A 20,141-nucleotide genomic window follows, 5' to 3' on the forward strand; every position below is an offset into this window, starting at 1 on the left:
CACTGCGTCTTGCTCGACAATCCAAAGATAATTGAGAGTCTAGGACTTTTGTCCCAGACTCAGAACATCATTATACTATTTAAAATATGAAATAGATTTTACGAAGAAGCTAGTAAGCTTACACCGAGACTTTCCTAAGTGATAAAAACGCCTGAAGCGATTAGTTTCAGGCGTTCGGAAGTTTTGAGACATCCGGCTCAAAACTTAGTCATGGAACTTCGCAGAAGGTCGCTGACGTCCACCATCACCCAAGGAAAGTCTCAAAAGAAAACTTAGTCTTCAATAAAAGCCCCAGCAAAGCTGAGACTCAATATTATGTTTAGATAGCTTCTGTTGTAAAGCTGCGGCTTTCAAGCACACGCACCATAGCATCTGCTGTATCAAGGGCTGTGAAGAGTGGAATTCCTGCCTCAATAGCTGAGCTACGGATAGCCGCTCCATCTTCATCATAAGTACGTTTGTTACCAACTGTATTGATAATAGCTTGTGCTTTACCTGTACGAACGAGGGCTGGAATGTCATTGTCATCATTTTCACCCAACTTGTTAACAAGCGTTGCGTGAACCCCGTGTTCATTCAAGAACTTAGCTGTTCCTTCAGTTGCGTAGATACCATAACCGATAGCATCGAAACGACGGGCCAAGCCAAGAGCTTCTTCTTTGGTGTCATCATGAATGGTGAAGATGACGTTACCAAAGGTTGGCAAGTGGAGGTAGGAGGCTTCAAAGGCTTTGTAAAGGGCTTTTTCAAGCGTTGCATCTGTACCCATAACTTCACCAGTTGATTTCATTTCAGGTCCAAGGAGGCTATCTACCTTAGCCAATTTTGTGAATGAGAAGACTGGTGCTTTGACATGGACATGGCTACTTTCTGGGTAAAGACCGTCTTTGTAACCTTGCTCAGCCAATGATTTACCAAGAATCAAGTTTGTAGCAACTTGAGCCATTGGGATATCAGTCACCTTAGACAAGAATGGTACCGTACGGCTGGCACGTGGGTTAACCTCGATAACATAGACCGTTTCGTCCTTAATAACGAACTGGATGTTCATCATACCGATACAGTTAAGACCGATAGCCAAACGTTTCGTGTAATCAGCGATAGTCTCTTGGATTTTCTTAGAAAGAGTTTGTGGTGGATATACCGCCATTGAGTCCCCTGAGTGAACCCCTGCACGTTCGATGTGTTCCATAATACCTGGAATCAAGACATCCTTACCATCAGAGATGGCATCCACTTCACACTCACGTCCAATGATATAGCTATCAACAAGGACTGGGTGGTCTGGACTTGCCTTAACGGCTGTGCGCATGTAAGAACGAAGGTCATCTTCATTTTCAACGATCTCCATAGCACGTCCACCCAAAACGTATGATGGACGAACAAGAACTGGGAAGCCAATCTTACGAGCTGCTTCAACTGCTTCTTCTTCATTTGTCGCTGTTTGTCCTGGTGGTTGTGGAATGTCGAGATCTTTAAGGGCCTGTTCGAAGAGGTCACGGTCTTCTGCACGGTCAAGGTCAGCAACCTGTGTACCCAAGATTTTCACACCTGCTTTAGACAATGGCTCTGCCAAGTTGATGGCTGTTTGACCACCAAACTGAACCACCACACCCTTAGGTTGTTCCAATTCAATAACGTTCATCACGTCTTCAAAGGTCAATGGTTCAAAGTAGAGTTTATCTGACACTGAGAAGTCTGTTGAAACTGTCTCAGGGTTAGAGTTCATGATGATGGCTTCGTAGCCAGCAGCTTGGATAGCTTTTACAGAGTGAACTGTCGCATAGTCGAACTCAACCCCTTGTCCGATACGGATAGGACCTGACCCAAGAACGATGACTGATTCTTTATCAGATTTGATTGACTCATTTTCCCACTCGTAAGTTGAGTAGAAATATGGTGTTGATGATTCAAACTCAGCCGCACACGTATCAACCATCTTGTAAACAGGAACAATGTTATTTTCCAAACGTGTCGCACGTACTTGGTCAGCTGTTTGATTCCAAAGATCCGCAATCTTACGATCAGAGAAACCATTACGTTTAGCTTCTTTCAAAACATCAACATCGCCTACGTGAGTAGCCAATTCTTGTTCTAATTCGAAGATGTGGAGCAATTTATCAAGGAAGAAGATATCAATCTTAGTCAACTCTGATAATTCTTCAATAGTATAACCACGACGGATAGCTTCAGAAATATAGAAAAGGCGGTCGTCTTGAGCTTTGACAACTTTTTCAACCAAGGCATCGTCTGTTACTTCGGCAAGCTCTAGAATTTCATTGTGGTAAACTCCGATTTCAAGGGAACGACATGCTTTAAGAAGGGACTCTTCAATGTTACGACCGATAGCCATAACTTCACCTGTCGCTTTCATCTGAGTACCAAGACGACGTTCACCGTGTTCAAATTTATCAAATGGGAAACGTGGAATCTTAGCAACCACATAGTCAAGGGCTGGTTCAAACATGGCGTAAGTTGTACCAGTGACTGGGTTAATCATTTCATCAAGTGTCAAACCGACAGCAATCTTAGCTGCCAATTTAGCGATTGGGTAACCAGTTGCTTTTGAGGCAAGGGCTGATGAACGTGATACACGAGGGTTTACTTCAATAACATAATACTTGAAGCTATGTGGGTCAAGCGCCAATTGAACGTTACAGCCACCCTCAATTTTAAGGGCACGGATAATCTTCAAGCTAGCATCACGAAGCATTTGGTTTTCAATATCTGACAAGGTTTGCGTTGGAGCAAATACGATTGAGTCCCCTGTGTGGATACCAACTGGGTCAAAGTTTTCCATGTTACATACCACAAGAGCATTATCTGCGGCATCACGCATAACTTCGTATTCGATTTCTTTGAAACCAGCGATAGAACGCTCAATCAAACATTGTGTTACTGGTGACAATTTCAATCCATTTTCAGCGATTTCACGAAGCTCTTCTTCGTTGGCACACATACCACCACCAGTACCACCAAGGGTAAAGGCTGGACGAACGATAACTGGGTAGCCAATCTCTGACGCAAAGGCAACTGCCTCCTCAACTGTATTTACAATTTCTGATTCTGGAATTGGTTGCTCCAAATCTTCCATCAATTGTTTGAAAAGGTCACGGTCTTCGGCTTGGTCAATGGCAGACAATTTTGTTCCCAAAAGCTCTACTCCAAGCTCATCAAGAATACCAGCTTTTGACAATTCCATTGCCATATTCAAACCAGTCTGTCCACCAAGTGTTGGCAAGAGAGCATCAGGACGCTCTTTACGAAGAATACGTGTGACAAACTCAAGCGTAATTGGCTCAATGTAAACCTTGTCTGCGATTTCTTTATCAGTCATGATAGTCGCAGGGTTAGAGTTAACAAGAACAACACTGTAGCCTTCTTCTTTCAAAGCCAAGCAAGCTTGCGTACCAGCGTAGTCGAACTCAGCAGCCTGACCAATGATGATAGGACCAGACCCGATAACCATAATTTTTTTAATATCAGAACGTTTAGGCATATTTAAGATACAAAGGACGACCAGAAAGCGTTAGAATTTTAGGCAATCGTTGCAGGATGCCAGCATCCAAAACGATTGTTCTAAATTCCGAGCTTTCCGTCCGTGTTCAGTTTCAGATGACATTATTGACACAAGATCTTTGGCTGAAAACTCCTTCCAGTAAAGACAGGTCTCACTCTGTAAGAAACAAGGCACTACACTTCGTTTCTTTAACTGAATACAAGTCCTTAATTCTCCTTTCTATTTGACAACTCTCTGGTTGTCATTAAATAAGGTAGTAGACTGGGGCAAACAAGAGTAATACCCCATTATAGTCACTAGACAGTTGTAATTAACGACGTGCTTTTTCAGCTTGGAAAGCATCAATCAATTCCAAGAACTCATCAAAGAGATAGCTCGCATCGTGTGGACCAGGCGCTGCATCTGGGTGGAATTGCACTGAGAAAGCAGGGAAGTCACGGTGACGAACACCTTCGACTGATTTATCGTTAATTTCTTCATGCGTTACCATGAGGCAATCTGGAAGTGTGTCACGGTCAACGGCATAACCATGGTTTTGGCTGGTAAAATCAACACGACCAGTCGCAATTTCACGAACCGCATGGTTAAATCCACGGTGACCAAACTTCATCTTATAGGCCTTGGCACCATTCGCCAAACTAAACAACTGGTGACCCATACAAATACCAAAAATTGGGATTTTACCTTGGATGCCACGAATCATATCAAGTGCATACGGCACATCTTCAGGGTTACCTGGACCATTGGACAACATCACACCATCTGGATTAAGATGAAGAATTTCTTCAGCTGTGATGTCATGAGGAACAACCGTCACGTTACAATCACGTTTTGAAAATTCACGTAAGATAGAGTGCTTAAGACCAAAGTCAACCAAAACGATATTTTTACCAACACCTGGTGCTGGGTAGGCTGTCTTAGTCGATACCTGCTCAATATTGTTCGTTGGCAAAACAGTGGCACGCAATTGATCTTGCAAGTGCTCAATGCTGTCTCCAGGATTAGCCAAAGTCGCCTTCATGGTACCGTGTTGACGGATAATCTTAGTCAAGGCACGTGTATCAATACCAGAAATACCAGGGATGTTTTTGGCCTTCAAAAACTCATCCAAGGTCATTTGGTTACGCCAGTTGCTGGCACGACGGCTAGCCTCTGATACAACCACTCCCTTAGTTGTTGGCGTGATTGACTCATAGTCATCACGGTTAACACCATAGTTCCCAACCAATGGATAAGTAAAAGTCAAAATTTGACCGTTGTAAGACTGGTCGGTGATAGATTCTTGATAACCTGTCATACCAGTATTAAAGACGATTTCACCCGTCACATCCACATCAGCACCGAAGGCCTGACCTTCAAAAATTGTGCCGTCTTCCAAAATAAGTAAACGTTTTGCCATTATAGTAAATAGTTCCTTTCACTAAGATACAAAGGGCATTCCAATCTGAATGAAAACTAGTAAATCCGATGCAGAAGCTCAAGCTTCTAGAAAGATTTATCTATTTTCCGAGGATTTAGCCCATGTTCTTTTTCGTCTGATTCTCTCGGGAATCTGTTAACGTTGTTTACGCTTTGCCATTTAAAATAGCTTCAATAATCGCCATACGGACAAAGACTCCATTTTGCATCTGAGCAACGATTCGAGCCTTAGGTGCTTCAACCAAGCTATCAGCAATTTCCACATCACGATTAACCGGAGCTGGGTGCATGATGATTGATTGATCTGCTAACTTGGCATAACGTTCTTCAGTCAAACCATAGAGAGTATGGTACTCTTCTTTTGAAAATCCTTTGTCATCCCCATGACGCTCGTGCTGAACACGAAGCAACATGAGTACATCCAAGTCCTCAATGACGTCGTCAATGGCCACATGCTGACCATAAACATCAAACTCACTTGAGTACCACTCTGCAGGACCAGCAAAATAAAGCTGAGCTCCCAAACGCTTGAGAATCTGCATATTTGACTTAGCCACACGCGAATGCGTAATATCACCTGCAATACAAATCTTTAAATCTTCAAAGGTTCTGAACTCTTCATAAATGGTCATCAAGTCAAGCAAACACTGACTTGGGTGTTGCCCAGAACCATCACCACCATTAACAATAGAGGTCTGAATAGTCCTACTGTCAATCAACTGCTTGTAGTAGTCAACTTCCGAGTGGCGAACCACACAGATGTCAATACCCAAAGCAGACATAGTCAAAATCGTATCATAGAGGGTTTCACCCTTATTTACTGAGCTGGTCCCAGCATCAAACTCAATCACATCTAAGCCAAGTTTTTTCTCAGCCACTTCGAAGGACTTATGAGTTCGTGTTGAATTTTCAAAAAAGAGATTGGCAGCGAAATACTGTCGATCCAGCTGGAAATCAGCTCTGCCGTTTTTAAAATCTCCACCTCGACGAATCAGGCCCAAGACCTCTTCATTCGTGAGGGTTTCCATAGTCACCAAATGTTTTAGTGACACTTTTCCATCTGCAATCGCCATAGTTTTTCCTTTTTTAATGATTAACTAGTCCTTGCTACCTTTATTAGGATCTGGCAAGATTTGGTAAAGTAAGATCCCAAGAATGGTTGAGCTTGCCACACCTGTGATTTGAAGACCACCAAGGTCAATCATTAAACCACCGATACCAGATACCAAGATAACACTAGCAATCAAGAGATTCTTTTTATTATCAAAATCAATCTTATGTTCAACTAAAATTTTCAAACCGCTAGCAGCGATAACCCCAAAGAGGGCAATAGAAATGCCACCCAAAACAGCTGTTGGGATAGAACTCAAGAGAGCAGATACCTTACCGATAAAACTCATCAAGACCGCAATCACTGCTGCGCCCGCAATAACGTAAACTGAGTAGACCTTACTGAGGGCCATAACTCCAATATTTTCACCATAAGAAGTTACTGGCGGAGCTCCAAAGAAACCAGCGATAATCTGTGCCAAACCATCACCCGTTAGAGTACGGTCAAGACCTGGATCTTTAAAGTAATCACGACCAGTTAAACTATTCAAAACCATGACATGGCCAAAGTGCTCAGTCATTGTCACAAAGGCAATTGGGGCCATGGTCAAAATCGCACTTGGATAGAGTTTGAAGTCATAATTCACAAATGGAATATCAAAACTTGGAACTTGGAACCAATGAGCGGCCGCAACTTTTGAAAATTGAACAAACTCATGTCCTGTCAACCAACCAAGAACCACTGAGAAAATATAACCCACGATTAAACCAAGCAAAATTGGGATAACACCGATGATTTTCTTACCATACATGTTAAAGAGGATGACGGCAAAGAGAGTCACCATAGAAATCACAAGACTGAAGATACTATAGGTATCATTAACCATTGTCGCATCCTTAACTGCATTAGCCGCAAGACTCAAACCGATGACGATAATAATTGGACCAACCACAATTGGTGGTAGGACCTTATCAATCCAAGCATTCCCCGCATACTTAACAATCAGGGCAACAATCAAGTAGACCAAACCACCAGCCATGGCACCTTGAGCCACCGCTGCGATCCCGTCAGTCTTCATAAGCATCTGCATGGCCGCAATATAGGCGAAACTAGACCCCATGTAAGCTGGAATCTTGTACTTAGTCACCGTCAAGTGAGCCAAAGTTCCCAAACCAGATGAGAAAAGAGCAATAGCGGGATCAATCCCAACCAAAATCGGCACAAGCACCGTCGCACCAAACATGGCAAACAAGTGCTGGAATGACAAACCAAGCAACAAACCAGGTTTTGGCATATCATTCACATCATATTTTACGTTATTCACGATATCAAAGGACTCCTTAAAAACAAGATACAAAGGGACGTTTTGGCGTAGCCAAACATTTCTGTAGAAAAATAGGAAGTCGACACCGCACTCCAAAGAGTGCTAGGAGACTTATCTTTTTTCCTAAGAAATGAGTCCCGTGTTCAATTAACAAGATACAAAGGGACGTTTTAGCCTAGCTAAACATTTCTGTAGAAAAATAGGAAGTCGACACCGCACTCCAAAGAGTGCTAGGAGACTTATCTTTTTTCCTAAGAAATGAGTCCCGTGTTCAATTAACAAGATACAAAGCCCGTCTAAAGCCTAAAGTAAAATAGGAAATACGATGACGGAGCGCTAGCTCCTAAGAGTATTTATCTTTTTTGCACTAGGCTCAGGGCATATTACATTCAAACCAAGATTCCTCTACCACAGCGAAAGAATCATTCTAGGTTCATGAACTAGCCTATCAAAATCTTAGCTTGGATCGATAATGTTGACGCTATCTTTACCATCAACTTCAGAAACCAAAACTTCGATTTCTTCTGACTCACTTGTTGGGATATTTTTACCAACATAGTCTGCACGGATTGGCAATTCACGGTGACCACGGTCAACCAAGACAGCCAAACCAACACGCGCCGGACGTCCATGGCTAACGATATTATCAATCGCAGCACGGATAGTACGACCTGTGTAGAGCACATCATCCACAAGGATAACATCTGTTCCATCAATCTCGACAGGAATAACAGACGTGTCTTGCTCAGCCTTAACATCATCACGGTAAGCCTTAGTATCAAGCTCAATCAATGGCACATCAAGGTTTTCCAACTGTTTCAAGCGCTCTTGAATACGCTGAGCAATATAGACACCACGTGTCTTAATACCAGCCAAGACAATCTTGTCGAGATTCTTGTTTCGCTCAATAATCTCATAAGTGATACGTGTAATGGCACGTTTCATGGTTACGTCATCGACGATCTCTTTTTTCTTCATAAAAAGAACCTTTCTAAATACAAAAAAATCCCCTTGAAACAAGGAGATACACAAAAATATGGCACAGTCCACCCGTGCGCTTCTCATGGCTCCTTGCCTGCCTCTCTGGACAGTGATTAAAGGACTTATTTAATTAGGTAAATTATAGCAAATTTCAGACTCTTTTACAAGAAAAAAACGGATAGCCTCTCCCAAGAAAGACCATCCGTTTGATGATTAGTTACCTTTTTTCAAAGTCTCCAAGGTTTCCTTGAAAATAGCAGGTTCTTCTGCTGTAAATTCGACCAATTCTCCTGTCGTAGGATGCGTGAAACCAAGGGTCTTGGCATGTAGAAATTGTCCATGGCCCTTGAGGGTCTTACGAGGCCCATAAAGAGAATCTCCAGCCACTGGGTGACCGATATAAGCCATGTGCACACGGATTTGGTGGGTCCGACCTGTTTCCAGTTGCAACTCTACCAAGGTATAGTTGCCAAATCGTTCCAGAACGGTGAAGCGAGTTACCGCAGGTTTTCCTTTAGCTGTTACCGCCTGTTTCTTACGGTCCTTGTCAGAACGCCCAATCGGAGCCTCAATCACGCCTCGGTCGTTGGGCAAATTGCCATGAACGATAGCTACATACTTGCGAAGTGACTTCTTATCCTTAAGCTCAGCCGCCAAAGCATTGTGGGCCTTATCATTCTTAGCAACCATAAGAAGACCAGACGTGTCCTTATCGATACGGTGAACAATCCCAGGACGAACCACACCATTGATAGACGAAAGGTCCTTGACATGATACATAAGAGCATTGACCAAGGTACCAGACGTGTGACCAGCTGATGGATGGACCACCATGCCTTGAGGTTTGTTGACCACTGCCACATCCGCGTCCTCGTAGATAATATCCAGAGGAATATCTTCAGCCTTGTATTCCAAGACCTCTTCTTCAGGCAATACATAGGTGATGACATCACCCTCTTTAACCGCATACTTAGCCTTGGCCAACTTACCATTGACCAAGACTGTTCCAGCCTTGATCGCTTCATTGGCCTGACTACGTGACAATTCTGTCAAATCTGCCAAAGACTTGTCCAGACGGTTTCCCGCCTCTTTAATGATGACTTCCATTTTCCTCTTTCCATAAGACTAAAATCAAGAGCAGGACGCCCACCGTTAGATAGGAATCTGCCACGTTAAATATTGCAAAATCAATAAAATCAAGCTGAACCATATCAACCACGTAACCCAAGTGCACACGGTCGATAAAGTTGCCAATACCACCTGAGATAATCAAAACCAAAGATAGAACCAACCATAGGCTCTTCTGGTAATTCTTAACCAGATAGACCAGAGCAGCACCAATCACTAGAACCGTCAAAATCACAAAGAAAAATTTCTGATTCTGTAAAATCGAAAAAGCAGCACCACGGTTCTGTAAATAGGTCAAGCTGAACACCCCAGGAATAGCCTTGATAACTTGGTTGAGGGCAATATTTGCCACAACCCAATGCTTGACCCACTGATCCAAACCAATCAAGGCCAGAATGGCCAAAGGAATCATAACCTTACGCATAAGTCCTCCTATGGTTTATAAGTATCAAAGTAGTCAAACATAACATTGACAAACTTGAGAGCACACGACGACAAATTAATTCCTTTACGACGAACATAAACCATCTTGTTATCCAAATTATCCTCAAGTGGAATAACTGTAATACCGTTTACACTTTGAGCATCCAGGAAACCTGAGCCCGTCGCATAAGCATCCGTACGCTCCAAGATACCGTTCAAAGTCGCACGGTCTGTCACGTTAAACATAAGAGACGAATCTGACGTATCCACAAAGTTTTCAGAATAGTACAGATACTCGTCCTTCTCCTGAGTAAAACGTACGGTAGGTAGGTGCGCCAAATCCTCCATGACTAAACTCTCTTTTTGAGCCAGTGGATGCCCCTTGCGAAGATAAATATGAGTCTTAAATGGAATCAAATCAATAGCCTCAAGCCCAAGCTTGTCCATATTTTGTTGGATTCCCTTACTATTTTGACGATTCAAATAGATAATTCCAATCTCACTGTGCCCCTTGGCTACCTCATCCAAAATTTGAATAGTCGTAGACTCAAAGATTCGGAAATCCTTGTAATCAGGGTAACGTTCTGAAAAAGTCGTAATCAAAGGTGGCAAAAAGTCATAGTGCTGACTGGCAATCGAAAACTGGTTGCCCTTTTCAGAAGCATTAAGATAGCGATTTTCAAAACTATCAAAACTGCGCACTACCTCAAGCGCACGTTCATAAAAGGTCATACCCTGACTGGTCAAGACAGCCCCCGTCGTTGTACGGGTGAAAATTTGAAAATTCAGCTCTTGCTCCAAATCCTTGATAGCCACTGAAAGACTAGGCTGACTCACAAAGAGCTTGCTGGCTGCCTCACGAAAGGTTCCGCTGTTGGCAATGGCTACGACATAACGTAGTTGTTGTATGTTCATATGTGACACTTCTTTCTTGAAAAATCAATCAGTTCTATTATAACAGATTTTATCCTCTTTTGTTGATAGTAAAAAGCCCAGGCAACCCTGAGCTTGAATTACTAAAAAAGTAGTCTTATTCGTCTGATTTGTCTGTCAAGAAGTACTCGTTTTCACGTTTATCGTAGTCAAAGGTCAAACGAACAGTACCTAACTTACCACTTTCTGGATTATAATCACGGTAGCTAAGACTCACTGACTGAGTGAGGTCTCCTTGTTCGGTTTGTGTCATTTCATGATAAGTAAAGCTAGCCTCTGGGTGTTTTTCAACTACCTCAGAAAGTCGTGTCCCCTTGAGCAAATCGGCTTGTGTGCCTAGAGACAACTTTTCATAGTCATCTTTTGTCCAGTTGCTACGATAGTCATCGACTTCTTTGACCTTATCATAGTCGAAGGTCGCTGAGGCAGATTTCAAAACATAGACATCATCTTTTTTCTCAAAAGTTAAACGAACATAGTTGTTTCCATCTGTACCTTCTTTTCTGTAAGTAAGGTCTAATAAATCTGGTTCATCTTCCTCGTAAGCCTCACTATACTCGGCATCAGTCGCATTACCGTGGGTATCCAAGACTTCATCCAAAGTCAAGGTACCAACCTTTAACTCCTTAAACTGATCCTCGGTCCAGTCAAACTTATAATTCTCATTAATATATTGATAAGCTCTGTCGTTACCGTCACTTTGGAACTCTTCAGCATGGTTCATGACATATTTCACCACTTGATAGCCTGTTCCAGCAAGCGAAGTCATGAAGAAAATAATTGACATCACCAAAGCAATAATAGATAGTGCTTTGCGTGTTGACTTTAGACTCAGCACCATGGTCACAATAGCCAAAATGATAAAAAAGAAAGCAAGGAAGGTAAAGATGAAACCAATTGGAAGTGTCCAAGCCAAAACGGCAAATAGAAGTCCCAAGACTAGAATAATAATCGGGAGAACGATGTTAACAAAAGCATTATTTTTGACTTCTTTAGGTTTGTAATAAGGGTTCTCCAAAGGTATCTGACTTGTCTTTGGAGCCTCTTTTTCTTGCTCTTTCTCCATATTTAACTCAGGCATTTGCTTAGGAGCTTCCTCCTCTAATGTCACCTGAGCTTCGTCTGGTTGTGCATCTGCTTCTGACTCAGCAGCTACCTCTTCAGTAGCTTCAGAACTATCCACCTGCTGAGCCTCAACCTGTTCAGACACTTGGGAAGCTTCCTCCTCAGAAGCGATGACAAAGCCCTCTTTCTTAGCCTCCATAAACTCCTCAGGACTTGGTTTACGACCATTGACGTCCTCAAAGTGACGCACCCATTCTTCTCTAGTTGCCATAGCTGACTCCTTTATATCTTTTTCTTTATTCTATCATACTTTAATCTCATCTTATGAAAATAAGGTCGGATATAAGAGAAAATTTTTTGAGACTGTCTTATATGCTTAAGTGACAAGCTATCTCATAGAAAATGGATGAAAGTCGAAAAAAACTGCACCCTAAAGTTAGATTTTTCTGTCTAACTTTTGTGGTGCCATTCACTTCTAGTGAATTATAGTATTTTCACTGTCCACTGTAAGTGAGAGTATATCACCTTCACCGTCTCAGAGGATAGGAATTAAAAGAATTTTTCAATAGAAAAAGGACTCTGCATTGAAAAAGAATCCTTAATTTCTTATAATCCCATCAAATAATTTCTTCAAATTCCCAAAACTCACCACTGGAAAGACGAGTCCTGAATAGAATAAGAGCACGGTGTTTAGAAAATCTACCAAGACTGAAATTCGTTGGAAGCGGATAGTCAGTCGAATCATGACAAGATAATAGCCGAGGAAAATCAGGAAACCAATCAGTACCACGAACAGTCCTTGGAAACTGATGACCTTCAAAGAAAAGTGAGTTGGTAAACCCTGATGAATCAAAAGCAGAGCAATCCAGAAGATCAAAGACAACCAAACAAAGTAAACCACTGCTCGTTGCAGGTAAATTCTATACACTGATTGCAAGGCATACTGGGTGCCAAAAGATTGCCCAGACCGAATCTCGTACTCCAACTCTTCATTTCCCAAGGAAACCACATGGGTCAAGATGAAATAATAATAGAAATAGGACAACTGAAAGTCAGAATTTCCTCTCAAAAGGCTATAAAAACCAAGAATGAAAATGACGTGGTAGAGGGTGTCAAACAGGGTATCCGCCCAGCGTCTCCTGCGAAAGAGATAAAATCGCTTCACTTCATTATACATGGAACAAACTTCCCTTCTTTTTGGCATAGGTCAAACAAGTTTGAAAGCACAAGTAACCCAAGAGCCAGTAAATCAAACCGTATCCCAGTAATAATAAAAGAACGAACCAACTTGGCTGGCGGATAAAACTCACCAAGAGATGGAAAGGCAAGAAACGAGTTAAAGTAGCAATCAAATGACTCGATTGTTCCTGAAAACCAACCAAAAAGAGAATCCCGTAAGCAAGGAGGCTAGTAATACTGGAAATTTTTGTAAAGACAAAGGAAAAACTGGCAAAGAGAAAGCCTAGACCATAAAGGGACGCAATAACCACAAAGGACAGAAGAAAGGTAACAAATGTATCGACCCAGTCAGTAGGAAAGGCAATCTGCTGAACCAAGGCAACCAAGCAAAACAAAGGAATGGCCTTGACCAGGTCCAACAAAATCTGTACGATAATTTTGATAAAAAGCATGACAAAGATGCTCCTCCGACTCTGAATCACGTTGATAATGGTGCGGTCTGCAATCTCATCCTCGATAAAATAGGTCGGATGAGTGATACTGTGGCTAGAAAAATACCAAGTAAAAAGCAAGATAAACAGCTCAAAAGTATCTTGCTGACTGTCAAAATAGTTCAGAAAACCCGTAACCAGAAAGAAAATTCCCAAATTGGCAAAGAGAAGATTGACTTTGAACTGTTTGTATTCACTGAGTTGGCGACTAAACTCTCGCCCAATCGCTGCTAGCATCATTTGAGCACCTCATACAGCAAATCTTCCAAAGAGGCAGGTTCTCGAGTGAACTGCAAGACTTCCGTTTCTTCTAGCAATAGCCGATAAAGGTCTGGATTTCTGGTCTCTACCGAAATCCCACCATCAAGCACCTTGTAGTCCAGCTCAGTAAAGTTTTGTCTCAGTACACTTTCTGCACTCTTATCTAGAAGCAAGTGATAGACTTCATACTGGTGGACATTGCCAAAAATCTCTTCAAAGGTTCCGTCACGATAAAGCCGCCCCTCCTGAATTACCACCACCCGAGTGCTGACCTTCTCGATAAAACTAGCGTCATGACTGGTGATGAAAATACTTGCTTGATGGTAACGAGCATAATCCTGCAAAAGAGTTATCAGCTGTTTTTTTGCCAGCAAATCTAGCCCATTGGTCGGCTCATCCAAACAGAGAACTTTCGGTTTTTGTACTAAGGCTAAGATTAAGGTCAATTTCTGACGGTTGCCCTGGGACAGTTCTGAAACCAGCGTATCCTTATAAGGGGTAAAAGCCAGCTGGTCACATAAGACATCCACTTCTGACTTGATATGAGACAAGGCAATCCCATTCAAGCCTAGAAAATATTGGAGATTTTCCATAGCTGTCAAATAACTGTACAACCCCTGCCCGCTCTCCAAGACAAACTTGACCAGCGAGTGGATTTTCTTGGAGCGATTAGAAACGCCATGAACACGAACCTCGCCCTTATCCTGCAAAAAAATCCCTGCCAAGAGCTTGATAAAAGTCGACTTACCGGCACCATTGCCACCAACGATGGAGACGATTTTACCTGAATCCGCTTGAAAATCAGGAATGTCTAACACCAACCTCTTGTGAAATCTCTTTTGAACTTGTGAAAATGTTATGTTAGTCATTTAAGATTACCCCTTGATTTGGAAGATCCCCTTTAATTTGTTCAATTATTTTTTCAATATCTATAATTTCAGTATTATTAGGAAAATTATATTGCTTTGGAATATAGAGATTGTAGATATACTCATTTTTCCCCTCTTCATTAACACTCTGAGCAATCTCACGAATTTTTTCATTAATTTGTTTTTCCATTTTATCCTCCAATACGGTTTAAAATTGTTTTAACTTCAAGCATTTTGCCATCAATTTCATACATTACTTTAACCACACCCTAACCCTGCATCCTCCTATACTCCTTCGATTTCTCGCCATACCAGTCCTTAGCTGAATAGCCGAATTGCTCTCGATAGCTTTCGGAGTATTTAAAGAGGTAATAACCTCGTAGCAAATCAATGGAAAAGACATAGGTCGCAAAGACAAATATTGCTGGCATTAGGGGCATCAACACCGCATCGATGCTCCCTCTTATATCACTTCCAGTGGAGCGGTCAAAGAGCACCAGTCCAGCTGTAAGCCCGGTTCCACCTAAAAAGACCAAACCATCCGAAATCTTTTCAGTCACAAGTGCTACCATGGGGCTAAACTCTGTCTGATTTTGAACGGCTTCTTTCAGTTTACGGGGAACCGTTCGAATCAAATAATAAATGGAAAGAAGAAACATAGCCCCTGATAGTATACTGACAATATTTCGTCGTGTCATCATCATTATACCAGCACATACTGTAAAGATAGCGAGTAAGACTACCATGTAAAAGTAAGTACAAAATTTCAGCTTCATCGGACTTTTTCTGTGCCTTATTGAAAAGAGCAGATAAAGCAGATACATGATAAGATACAAGAAAATCATGGGCCACTGAATCCAAGAAAATGTAGGATCTTGTTCAACGGTCAAGCCCTTTATAAACAACGGTGTGGCAATGGAGGAAAAGTAAATAAGGATTGAAGTGATAAATAAACCAATAAAACGTTTCCAGCTTCCTTTTTGATTGAGTTTTTCTACAGTCTCCTTAGTGACAAGAGACTGACTTTTCTCGAATGTATAATTTAAAAATCTCAATAGTTTTCTCCTTTTATCAAGAAAAAACAGGAAGGTCTCCCCTCCTGTTCCCTATTTAGTCATCTCCCAAACCTGATTTATAAGTAAGGTAGAAGGTATCTTCACCTTCTTTGGTATCAAATGACAAGTAAACACTCTTGAGTTTACCTTCTTCTGCATCAAAGTCACTATAAGAGAGAGTCATCTCTTTCTTGAACTCACCTTCACGAGATGTTGTGATTGTGTACTCTCCCCTTGCAGCTTTAGGGTGATCTTTAATGACATCTTCTAGTTTCGTACCATTAGATGGGTCACTATAGTCTCCTTCAGTAAGTGCCTCGTACTGTTCTTTCGTCCAGTCAGATTTGTAAGAGCTATCAATTTCTACCTTATCTTGAGAGAATCTACCTGAAGCATATGACAAGATAAAAGTACCATCATATTGTTTCTTAAAGTTTAGGTAGACACTTTCGCCATAGTCTTTACCAGAGTATGTCAACTTCAACTCATCACCTGACATCTCAGCATTTGACGCCTTGCCATATGTCTTAATGATTGATTTAACAGTGTCTTTACCTGCTTTCAACTTCTTGAACTTAGATTCATTCCAGTCAAATTTAGCATTTTTATCAATGTAATCGTTGACGTCAGTGCTATCACCTTTTGAATCAGATTTTGAATCGCTGTCATCATCTTTTTTGTCAGCGTCATCATCGTCTTTGTCAGCAACTTTTGATGTCTTGCTTGAGCTTGCGCTATCACTAGAGTTTTGAGACATTTGGAAAATCAAACCGCCAATAGAAACAAAGAGCATGAGACCAGCAACACCTGTTGCGATGATTGAGAGCAATTTCTTGCTAGATTTAAGACTGAAGATAAGTGAAACCACTGCTACAGCAACTGCGAGGACTGTCAAGATAATGAAGAGCCAAGCAGGACTGACAAACCATGCCAAGATGGCAAAGATTACTGAAAGGGCAATCGCAACGATTGGCAAGATAAGGTTGAAGACAAGCTTATCCGCTGAGCTAGGTGCTGGATTAGGAACTGCTCCAAATCCTTGAGCTGTAGGGATAGAGGCCTTTTCAAACATGCTTGAATCAAATTGTGGTGTTGGTTGTTGCACAGGCGCTTCTGAGAAGGCTGCTGTACCAAATGGTGATTCACTGCTTGCTTGTTCTGCGACAGCATCTTCGGCTGTTTCAGCAACATCAGCGGCATCAGCTTGTTCTGCTGGCACTTTTTCAGCGATAGTTTCATTAGCTGGTGCTTGTACAGATGCTGCTTGAGCAGTCAAAGCACTAGTATCAAAGTTAGCTGCTTTAGCGTCCAAAAATTCTTGGGGGCTAGGTTTACGCCCATGTACCGACTCAAAGAGTTTAGCCCATTCTGCTTTAGTTGACATAAAAATCTCCTTTTATCAAGAAATCTAAACAAGAAATCCCTTCAAATTAGTGAAGTTTTCTATAGTCAGGACTTAGACACCTATCTCTGATTAAGATAAGTGCAAATGTCCCTTAAAAAGTCTGACCTCTCTTTACAACTTGAGGCAACCTTTCCCTATATCTAGTCCCATGTTCAATTTCTTGTTGATAATCCCATTCTACCATAATTAAAGACCTCTGTTAACCGTTTCCCAAAAGGTTTTTTTCTGCTACAATAGTAGTTATAATGCACCAAAGGAGTTATATATGAAAAACATTAAAAAGTACATTCCATTAATTATTGTACTTGTTATCGCTGGACTAGGATTTGTCTACCGAGAGAACATTTCACGTGCTATTCGTGGAGATGATTACGTGGATAACAAGATATTCACTAAACAATTAGAAAAGGCTCAAAAATCTGGAAAAGAGGCCTTTCCACAGTTGACAGACAAGGTCGGCAAGGACGAAGCTGAAGTTATCCTCCATACTTCAAAAGGCGACATCACTGTTAAACTCTTCCCTACACTTGCTCCTAAGGCTTCTGAAAACTTCTTGAAGCTCGCCAAGGATAAATACTACGATGGTCTTACCTTCCACCGTGTTATCAAGGACTTCATGATTCAAAGTGGTGATCCTAAGGGAGATGGTACTGGCGGAGAATCTATCTGGAAGAAAGGTTTCGCTGTTGAGCCTACACCATTCCTCTACAACATCCGTGGCGCACTTGCTATGGCTAATACCGGTGCTAAAGATTCAAACGGCAGCCAATTCTTCATCGTTCAAAACAAGGATGACCAAAGTAAGCAACTAGAAAATGCTGGCTATCCAAAACCTATCATTGACGCCTACAAAAATGGTGGTTACCCTGCTGGTGATACGAAATATACTGTCTTTGGACAAGTCATCAAAGGCATGGATGTCGTTGACACTATTGCTAACCTTGAAGTTGATGACAATAGCAAACCAAAAGAAAATGTAACCGTTAATTCAGTCGAAGTCGTTAAAGACTACAAATTCAAATAAACAAATAAATCCGAGAATGGGCTTCTCGGATTTTATTTTTATTTAACAGCGGTGAGGAGATAGTCACCAGTGTTAACACGGGCTTCTTTAGTCGTTAAGACATCATCGAAGTCAGCAGTGTTTGTTACAATGACCGGTGTGATGACTGGTAATTTAGCTTCTCGGATAGTTGCTAGGTCAAATTCTATAAGTTTTTGGCCTGCTTCTACAACATCCCCTGCTTCTACATAGGTCTTGAAACCTTTACCGGCAAGTGAAACAGTATCCATACCAATATGGATGAGAAGCTCTGCACCATTTTCAGTTGTCAAACCAATAGCATGGCCGGTAGGAAAGACTAAATTAACGGTTGCCTTAGCTGGTGCAACAACGACACCATCGGTAGGATCAATAGCAATCCCCTTACCCATAGCTCCTGATGCAAAGACTTGGTCTGGTACTTGATCAAGAGGTACAATATTCCCGATGAGCGGGCTAGCAATGATTTCTTGTTGAATTTCTTTAGGAGCAGGCGCAGCTTTGCCAGTTTTTTCCTCAGTCTTAGTTGCTTCAGCGCCACTGTATAGATTTGGTACTCGTACAAAGAGTTGGATGAAGAAGGCGAGGATACCACCAAAGACAGCAATAAGAATCGCAAAGATAACTTTAGTGAAGCTACCATCCGGTCCAATCAGGCTTGGGAAGACAAAGACACCCATACCACCAGTTGAATACATCTTAATATCTAGGGCCATCATGGCAGCTCCCATCAATCCTGAAACCCCACATGAAATATAGAATGGTGTTTTCATTGGAAGTGTCACACCATAGATAGCTGGTTCTGTAACCCCAAAAATAGATGAAACAAATGCTGGCATAGAAATGGTACGGACTTTTTCTTCTTTTGTCTTAAGCATGATAGCTCCCAATACACCTGTTTGCGTGAAACATGGCAAAATAGCTGCTGAAAGAATACTTGAACTTCCGTTTGTTGCCACATCTAAGATCGCAAGAGGAACAAGTGCCCAGTGCATTCCAAACATGACCATTACTTGCCACAAAATACCAAGTAAAAGACCAAAGACAATCGGATTAAAGTTCATGATTGCTTGGAAAACATTTGTCAATCCATCAGAGAAAGTATTGGCAACTGGTCCCACCACCAAGAATGTTAATGGAACGGTAATGAGTAATGTAAAGAAAGGCACTACGAAGACTTTAATCACATCCGGAGTGATCTTGGTAAAGAATTTTTGAATGTATGAAGCTACCCAAATTGCTAAGATAGAAGGCATGACAGTTGAGAGGTAACCTCCTGCAGGAAGCGCAAAAGGAATAACTCCTAAAACATGCCCTTGACCTGCCTTTTGAAGAGCAGTCACTAGTGTAGCAATATCAGGGTAAACAAGTGCTCCTGCAATCGCAATAGCTGTAAACTCATTAACCTTGAAACGACGGGCAGATGTTAATGCTATCAAGATTGGCAAGAATTGGAAGAAACCATCTCCTGCTGCATTCAAGATAACATACATAGGACTCGTTGCAGCAGACAAGCCACACACTGCCATGATAGCAACTATACCCTTGATAATACCGGCCGCAGCCAAAGGGCCAAGGAAAGGTTGGAAAATACTTGAGACTAGAGATACAAAGCGGTCAAAGAGATTGCCCTTTGGTGCATCACCTTCATCAAGATCAAGACTACCACCTGCTGGAAGACCGCCAACTTGAAGAACCTCCGCATAAACATCAGGGACATGGTTACCAATAACCACCTGATATTGACCTCCTGCCTTAACAACAGTAACGACACCATCACGGTTCTTAAGATAGTTATCATCTGCTTTAGACTCATCTTTCAAATCAAAGCGCAAACGTGTCACACAGTGTTTCAAGCTATTGACATTTTCTTTACCACCAACGTGTTTGAGAATGTCCTCAGCTAATTCAGTATATTTAGCCATAAGGGCTCCTTTCTTTTCTAGGATTTTAGTTTCTTTGAGGCTTTTTCAACGAAAAAAACCTAAATAAATA

16 protein-coding genes and 1 pseudogene are annotated in these 20,141 nt (G+C 41.7%); 1 reads left to right on the forward strand and 16 read right to left on the reverse strand.

The features are described 5' to 3' along the window. Positions 1-319 precede the first annotated feature (319 nt). The 15 genes and pseudogenes from carB to RWZ99_RS01995 all read right to left on the reverse strand — a co-directional run bounded on the left by carB (position 320) and on the right by RWZ99_RS01995 (position 17,083). Positions 320-3,499, reverse strand: coding sequence for a carbamoyl-phosphate synthase large subunit (gene carB / locus RWZ99_RS01925; RefSeq protein WP_314676023.1), 3,180 nt, complete (start codon positions 3,497-3,499; stop codon positions 320-322). A gap of 331 nt (positions 3,500-3,830) precedes the next feature. After that, positions 3,831-4,919 (reverse strand): carbamoyl phosphate synthase small subunit, encoded by a 1,089-nt coding sequence (locus tag RWZ99_RS01930; protein WP_314676024.1) that lies wholly within the window; start codon positions 4,917-4,919, stop codon positions 3,831-3,833. A 166-nt stretch (positions 4,920-5,085) separates the two neighbouring features. Further along, complete coding sequence (locus RWZ99_RS01935) at positions 5,086-6,012, reverse strand: aspartate carbamoyltransferase catalytic subunit (RefSeq protein ID WP_314676025.1); 927 nt, start codon at positions 6,010-6,012, stop codon at positions 5,086-5,088. Between the two features lie 24 nt (positions 6,013-6,036). Continuing rightward, on the reverse strand, positions 6,037-7,314 hold the full coding sequence (locus RWZ99_RS01940; protein ID WP_314676026.1) for a solute carrier family 23 protein: 1,278 nt from the start codon (positions 7,312-7,314) through the stop codon (positions 6,037-6,039). 456 nt (positions 7,315-7,770) lie between these two features. Next, complete coding sequence (pyrR, locus tag RWZ99_RS01945; protein WP_314676028.1) at positions 7,771-8,292, reverse strand: bifunctional pyr operon transcriptional regulator/uracil phosphoribosyltransferase PyrR; 522 nt, start codon at positions 8,290-8,292, stop codon at positions 7,771-7,773. Positions 8,293-8,508: 216 nt separating this feature from the next. Then, entirely contained in the window at positions 8,509-9,402 is an 894-nt protein-coding gene (locus tag RWZ99_RS01950) for an RluA family pseudouridine synthase (RefSeq protein ID WP_314676029.1), read from the reverse strand. Further along, positions 9,386-9,847: a signal peptidase II gene (gene lspA / locus RWZ99_RS01955; RefSeq protein WP_314676031.1), complete on the reverse strand. Its 462-nt coding sequence runs from the start codon at positions 9,845-9,847 to the stop codon at positions 9,386-9,388. The genes RWZ99_RS01950 and lspA overlap by 17 nt, the downstream gene beginning before the upstream one ends. Before the next feature lie 8 nt (positions 9,848-9,855). Continuing rightward, a complete protein-coding gene (locus RWZ99_RS01960) occupies positions 9,856-10,761 on the reverse strand; it encodes a LysR family transcriptional regulator (protein WP_314676032.1) in 906 nt (301 codons plus the stop codon). Between the two features lie 115 nt (positions 10,762-10,876). Next, complete coding sequence (locus RWZ99_RS01965) at positions 10,877-12,115, reverse strand: CD20-like domain-containing protein (protein WP_314676033.1); 1,239 nt, start codon at positions 12,113-12,115, stop codon at positions 10,877-10,879. Positions 12,116-12,442: 327 nt separating this feature from the next. Beyond that, the gene (locus RWZ99_RS01970; RefSeq protein ID WP_014621870.1) at positions 12,443-13,021 is read right to left on the reverse strand and encodes a hypothetical protein; all 579 of its coding nucleotides are present in this window, start codon (positions 13,019-13,021) and stop codon (positions 12,443-12,445) included. Continuing rightward, on the reverse strand, positions 13,014-13,754 hold the full coding sequence (locus RWZ99_RS01975; protein ID WP_314676037.1) for an ABC transporter: 741 nt from the start codon (positions 13,752-13,754) through the stop codon (positions 13,014-13,016). Before RWZ99_RS01975 ends, RWZ99_RS01970 begins: the two co-directional genes overlap by 8 nt. Continuing rightward, complete coding sequence (locus RWZ99_RS01980) at positions 13,751-14,644, reverse strand: ABC transporter ATP-binding protein (protein ID WP_314676038.1); 894 nt, start codon at positions 14,642-14,644, stop codon at positions 13,751-13,753. Before RWZ99_RS01980 ends, RWZ99_RS01975 begins: the two co-directional genes overlap by 4 nt. A 76-nt stretch (positions 14,645-14,720) precedes the next feature. Then, positions 14,721-14,834, reverse strand: a pseudogene (locus RWZ99_RS01985) (TIGR01741 family protein); the annotation flags it as partial. Positions 14,835-14,913: 79 nt separating this feature from the next. Continuing rightward, positions 14,914-15,342, reverse strand: a complete 429-nt coding sequence (locus RWZ99_RS01990; protein WP_314676039.1) for a hypothetical protein — start codon at positions 15,340-15,342, stop codon at positions 14,914-14,916. Between the two features lie 412 nt (positions 15,343-15,754). Beyond that, the gene (locus RWZ99_RS01995) at positions 15,755-17,083 is read right to left on the reverse strand and encodes a hypothetical protein (protein ID WP_314676040.1); all 1,329 of its coding nucleotides are present in this window, start codon (positions 17,081-17,083) and stop codon (positions 15,755-15,757) included. Positions 17,084-17,369: 286 nt separating this feature from the next. Here RWZ99_RS01995 and RWZ99_RS02000 point away from each other — a divergent pair, with 286 nt between their 5' ends. Next, positions 17,370-18,128 carry a peptidylprolyl isomerase gene (locus tag RWZ99_RS02000; RefSeq protein ID WP_314676041.1) on the forward strand — a complete coding sequence of 253 codons (759 nt, stop codon included), beginning with the start codon at positions 17,370-17,372 and terminating at the stop codon, positions 18,126-18,128. A 38-nt stretch (positions 18,129-18,166) separates the two neighbouring features. Here the strand turns inward: RWZ99_RS02000 and RWZ99_RS02005 are convergent, their stop codons facing one another. After that, positions 18,167-20,071 (reverse strand): beta-glucoside-specific PTS transporter subunit IIABC, encoded by a 1,905-nt coding sequence (locus tag RWZ99_RS02005; protein ID WP_314676043.1) that lies wholly within the window; start codon positions 20,069-20,071, stop codon positions 18,167-18,169. Between the last annotated feature and the right edge of the window lie 70 nt (positions 20,072-20,141).

Origin of the sequence: uncultured Streptococcus sp. (assembly GCF_963545685.1) — a bacterium.
Classification (GTDB): domain Bacteria; phylum Bacillota; class Bacilli; order Lactobacillales; family Streptococcaceae; genus Streptococcus.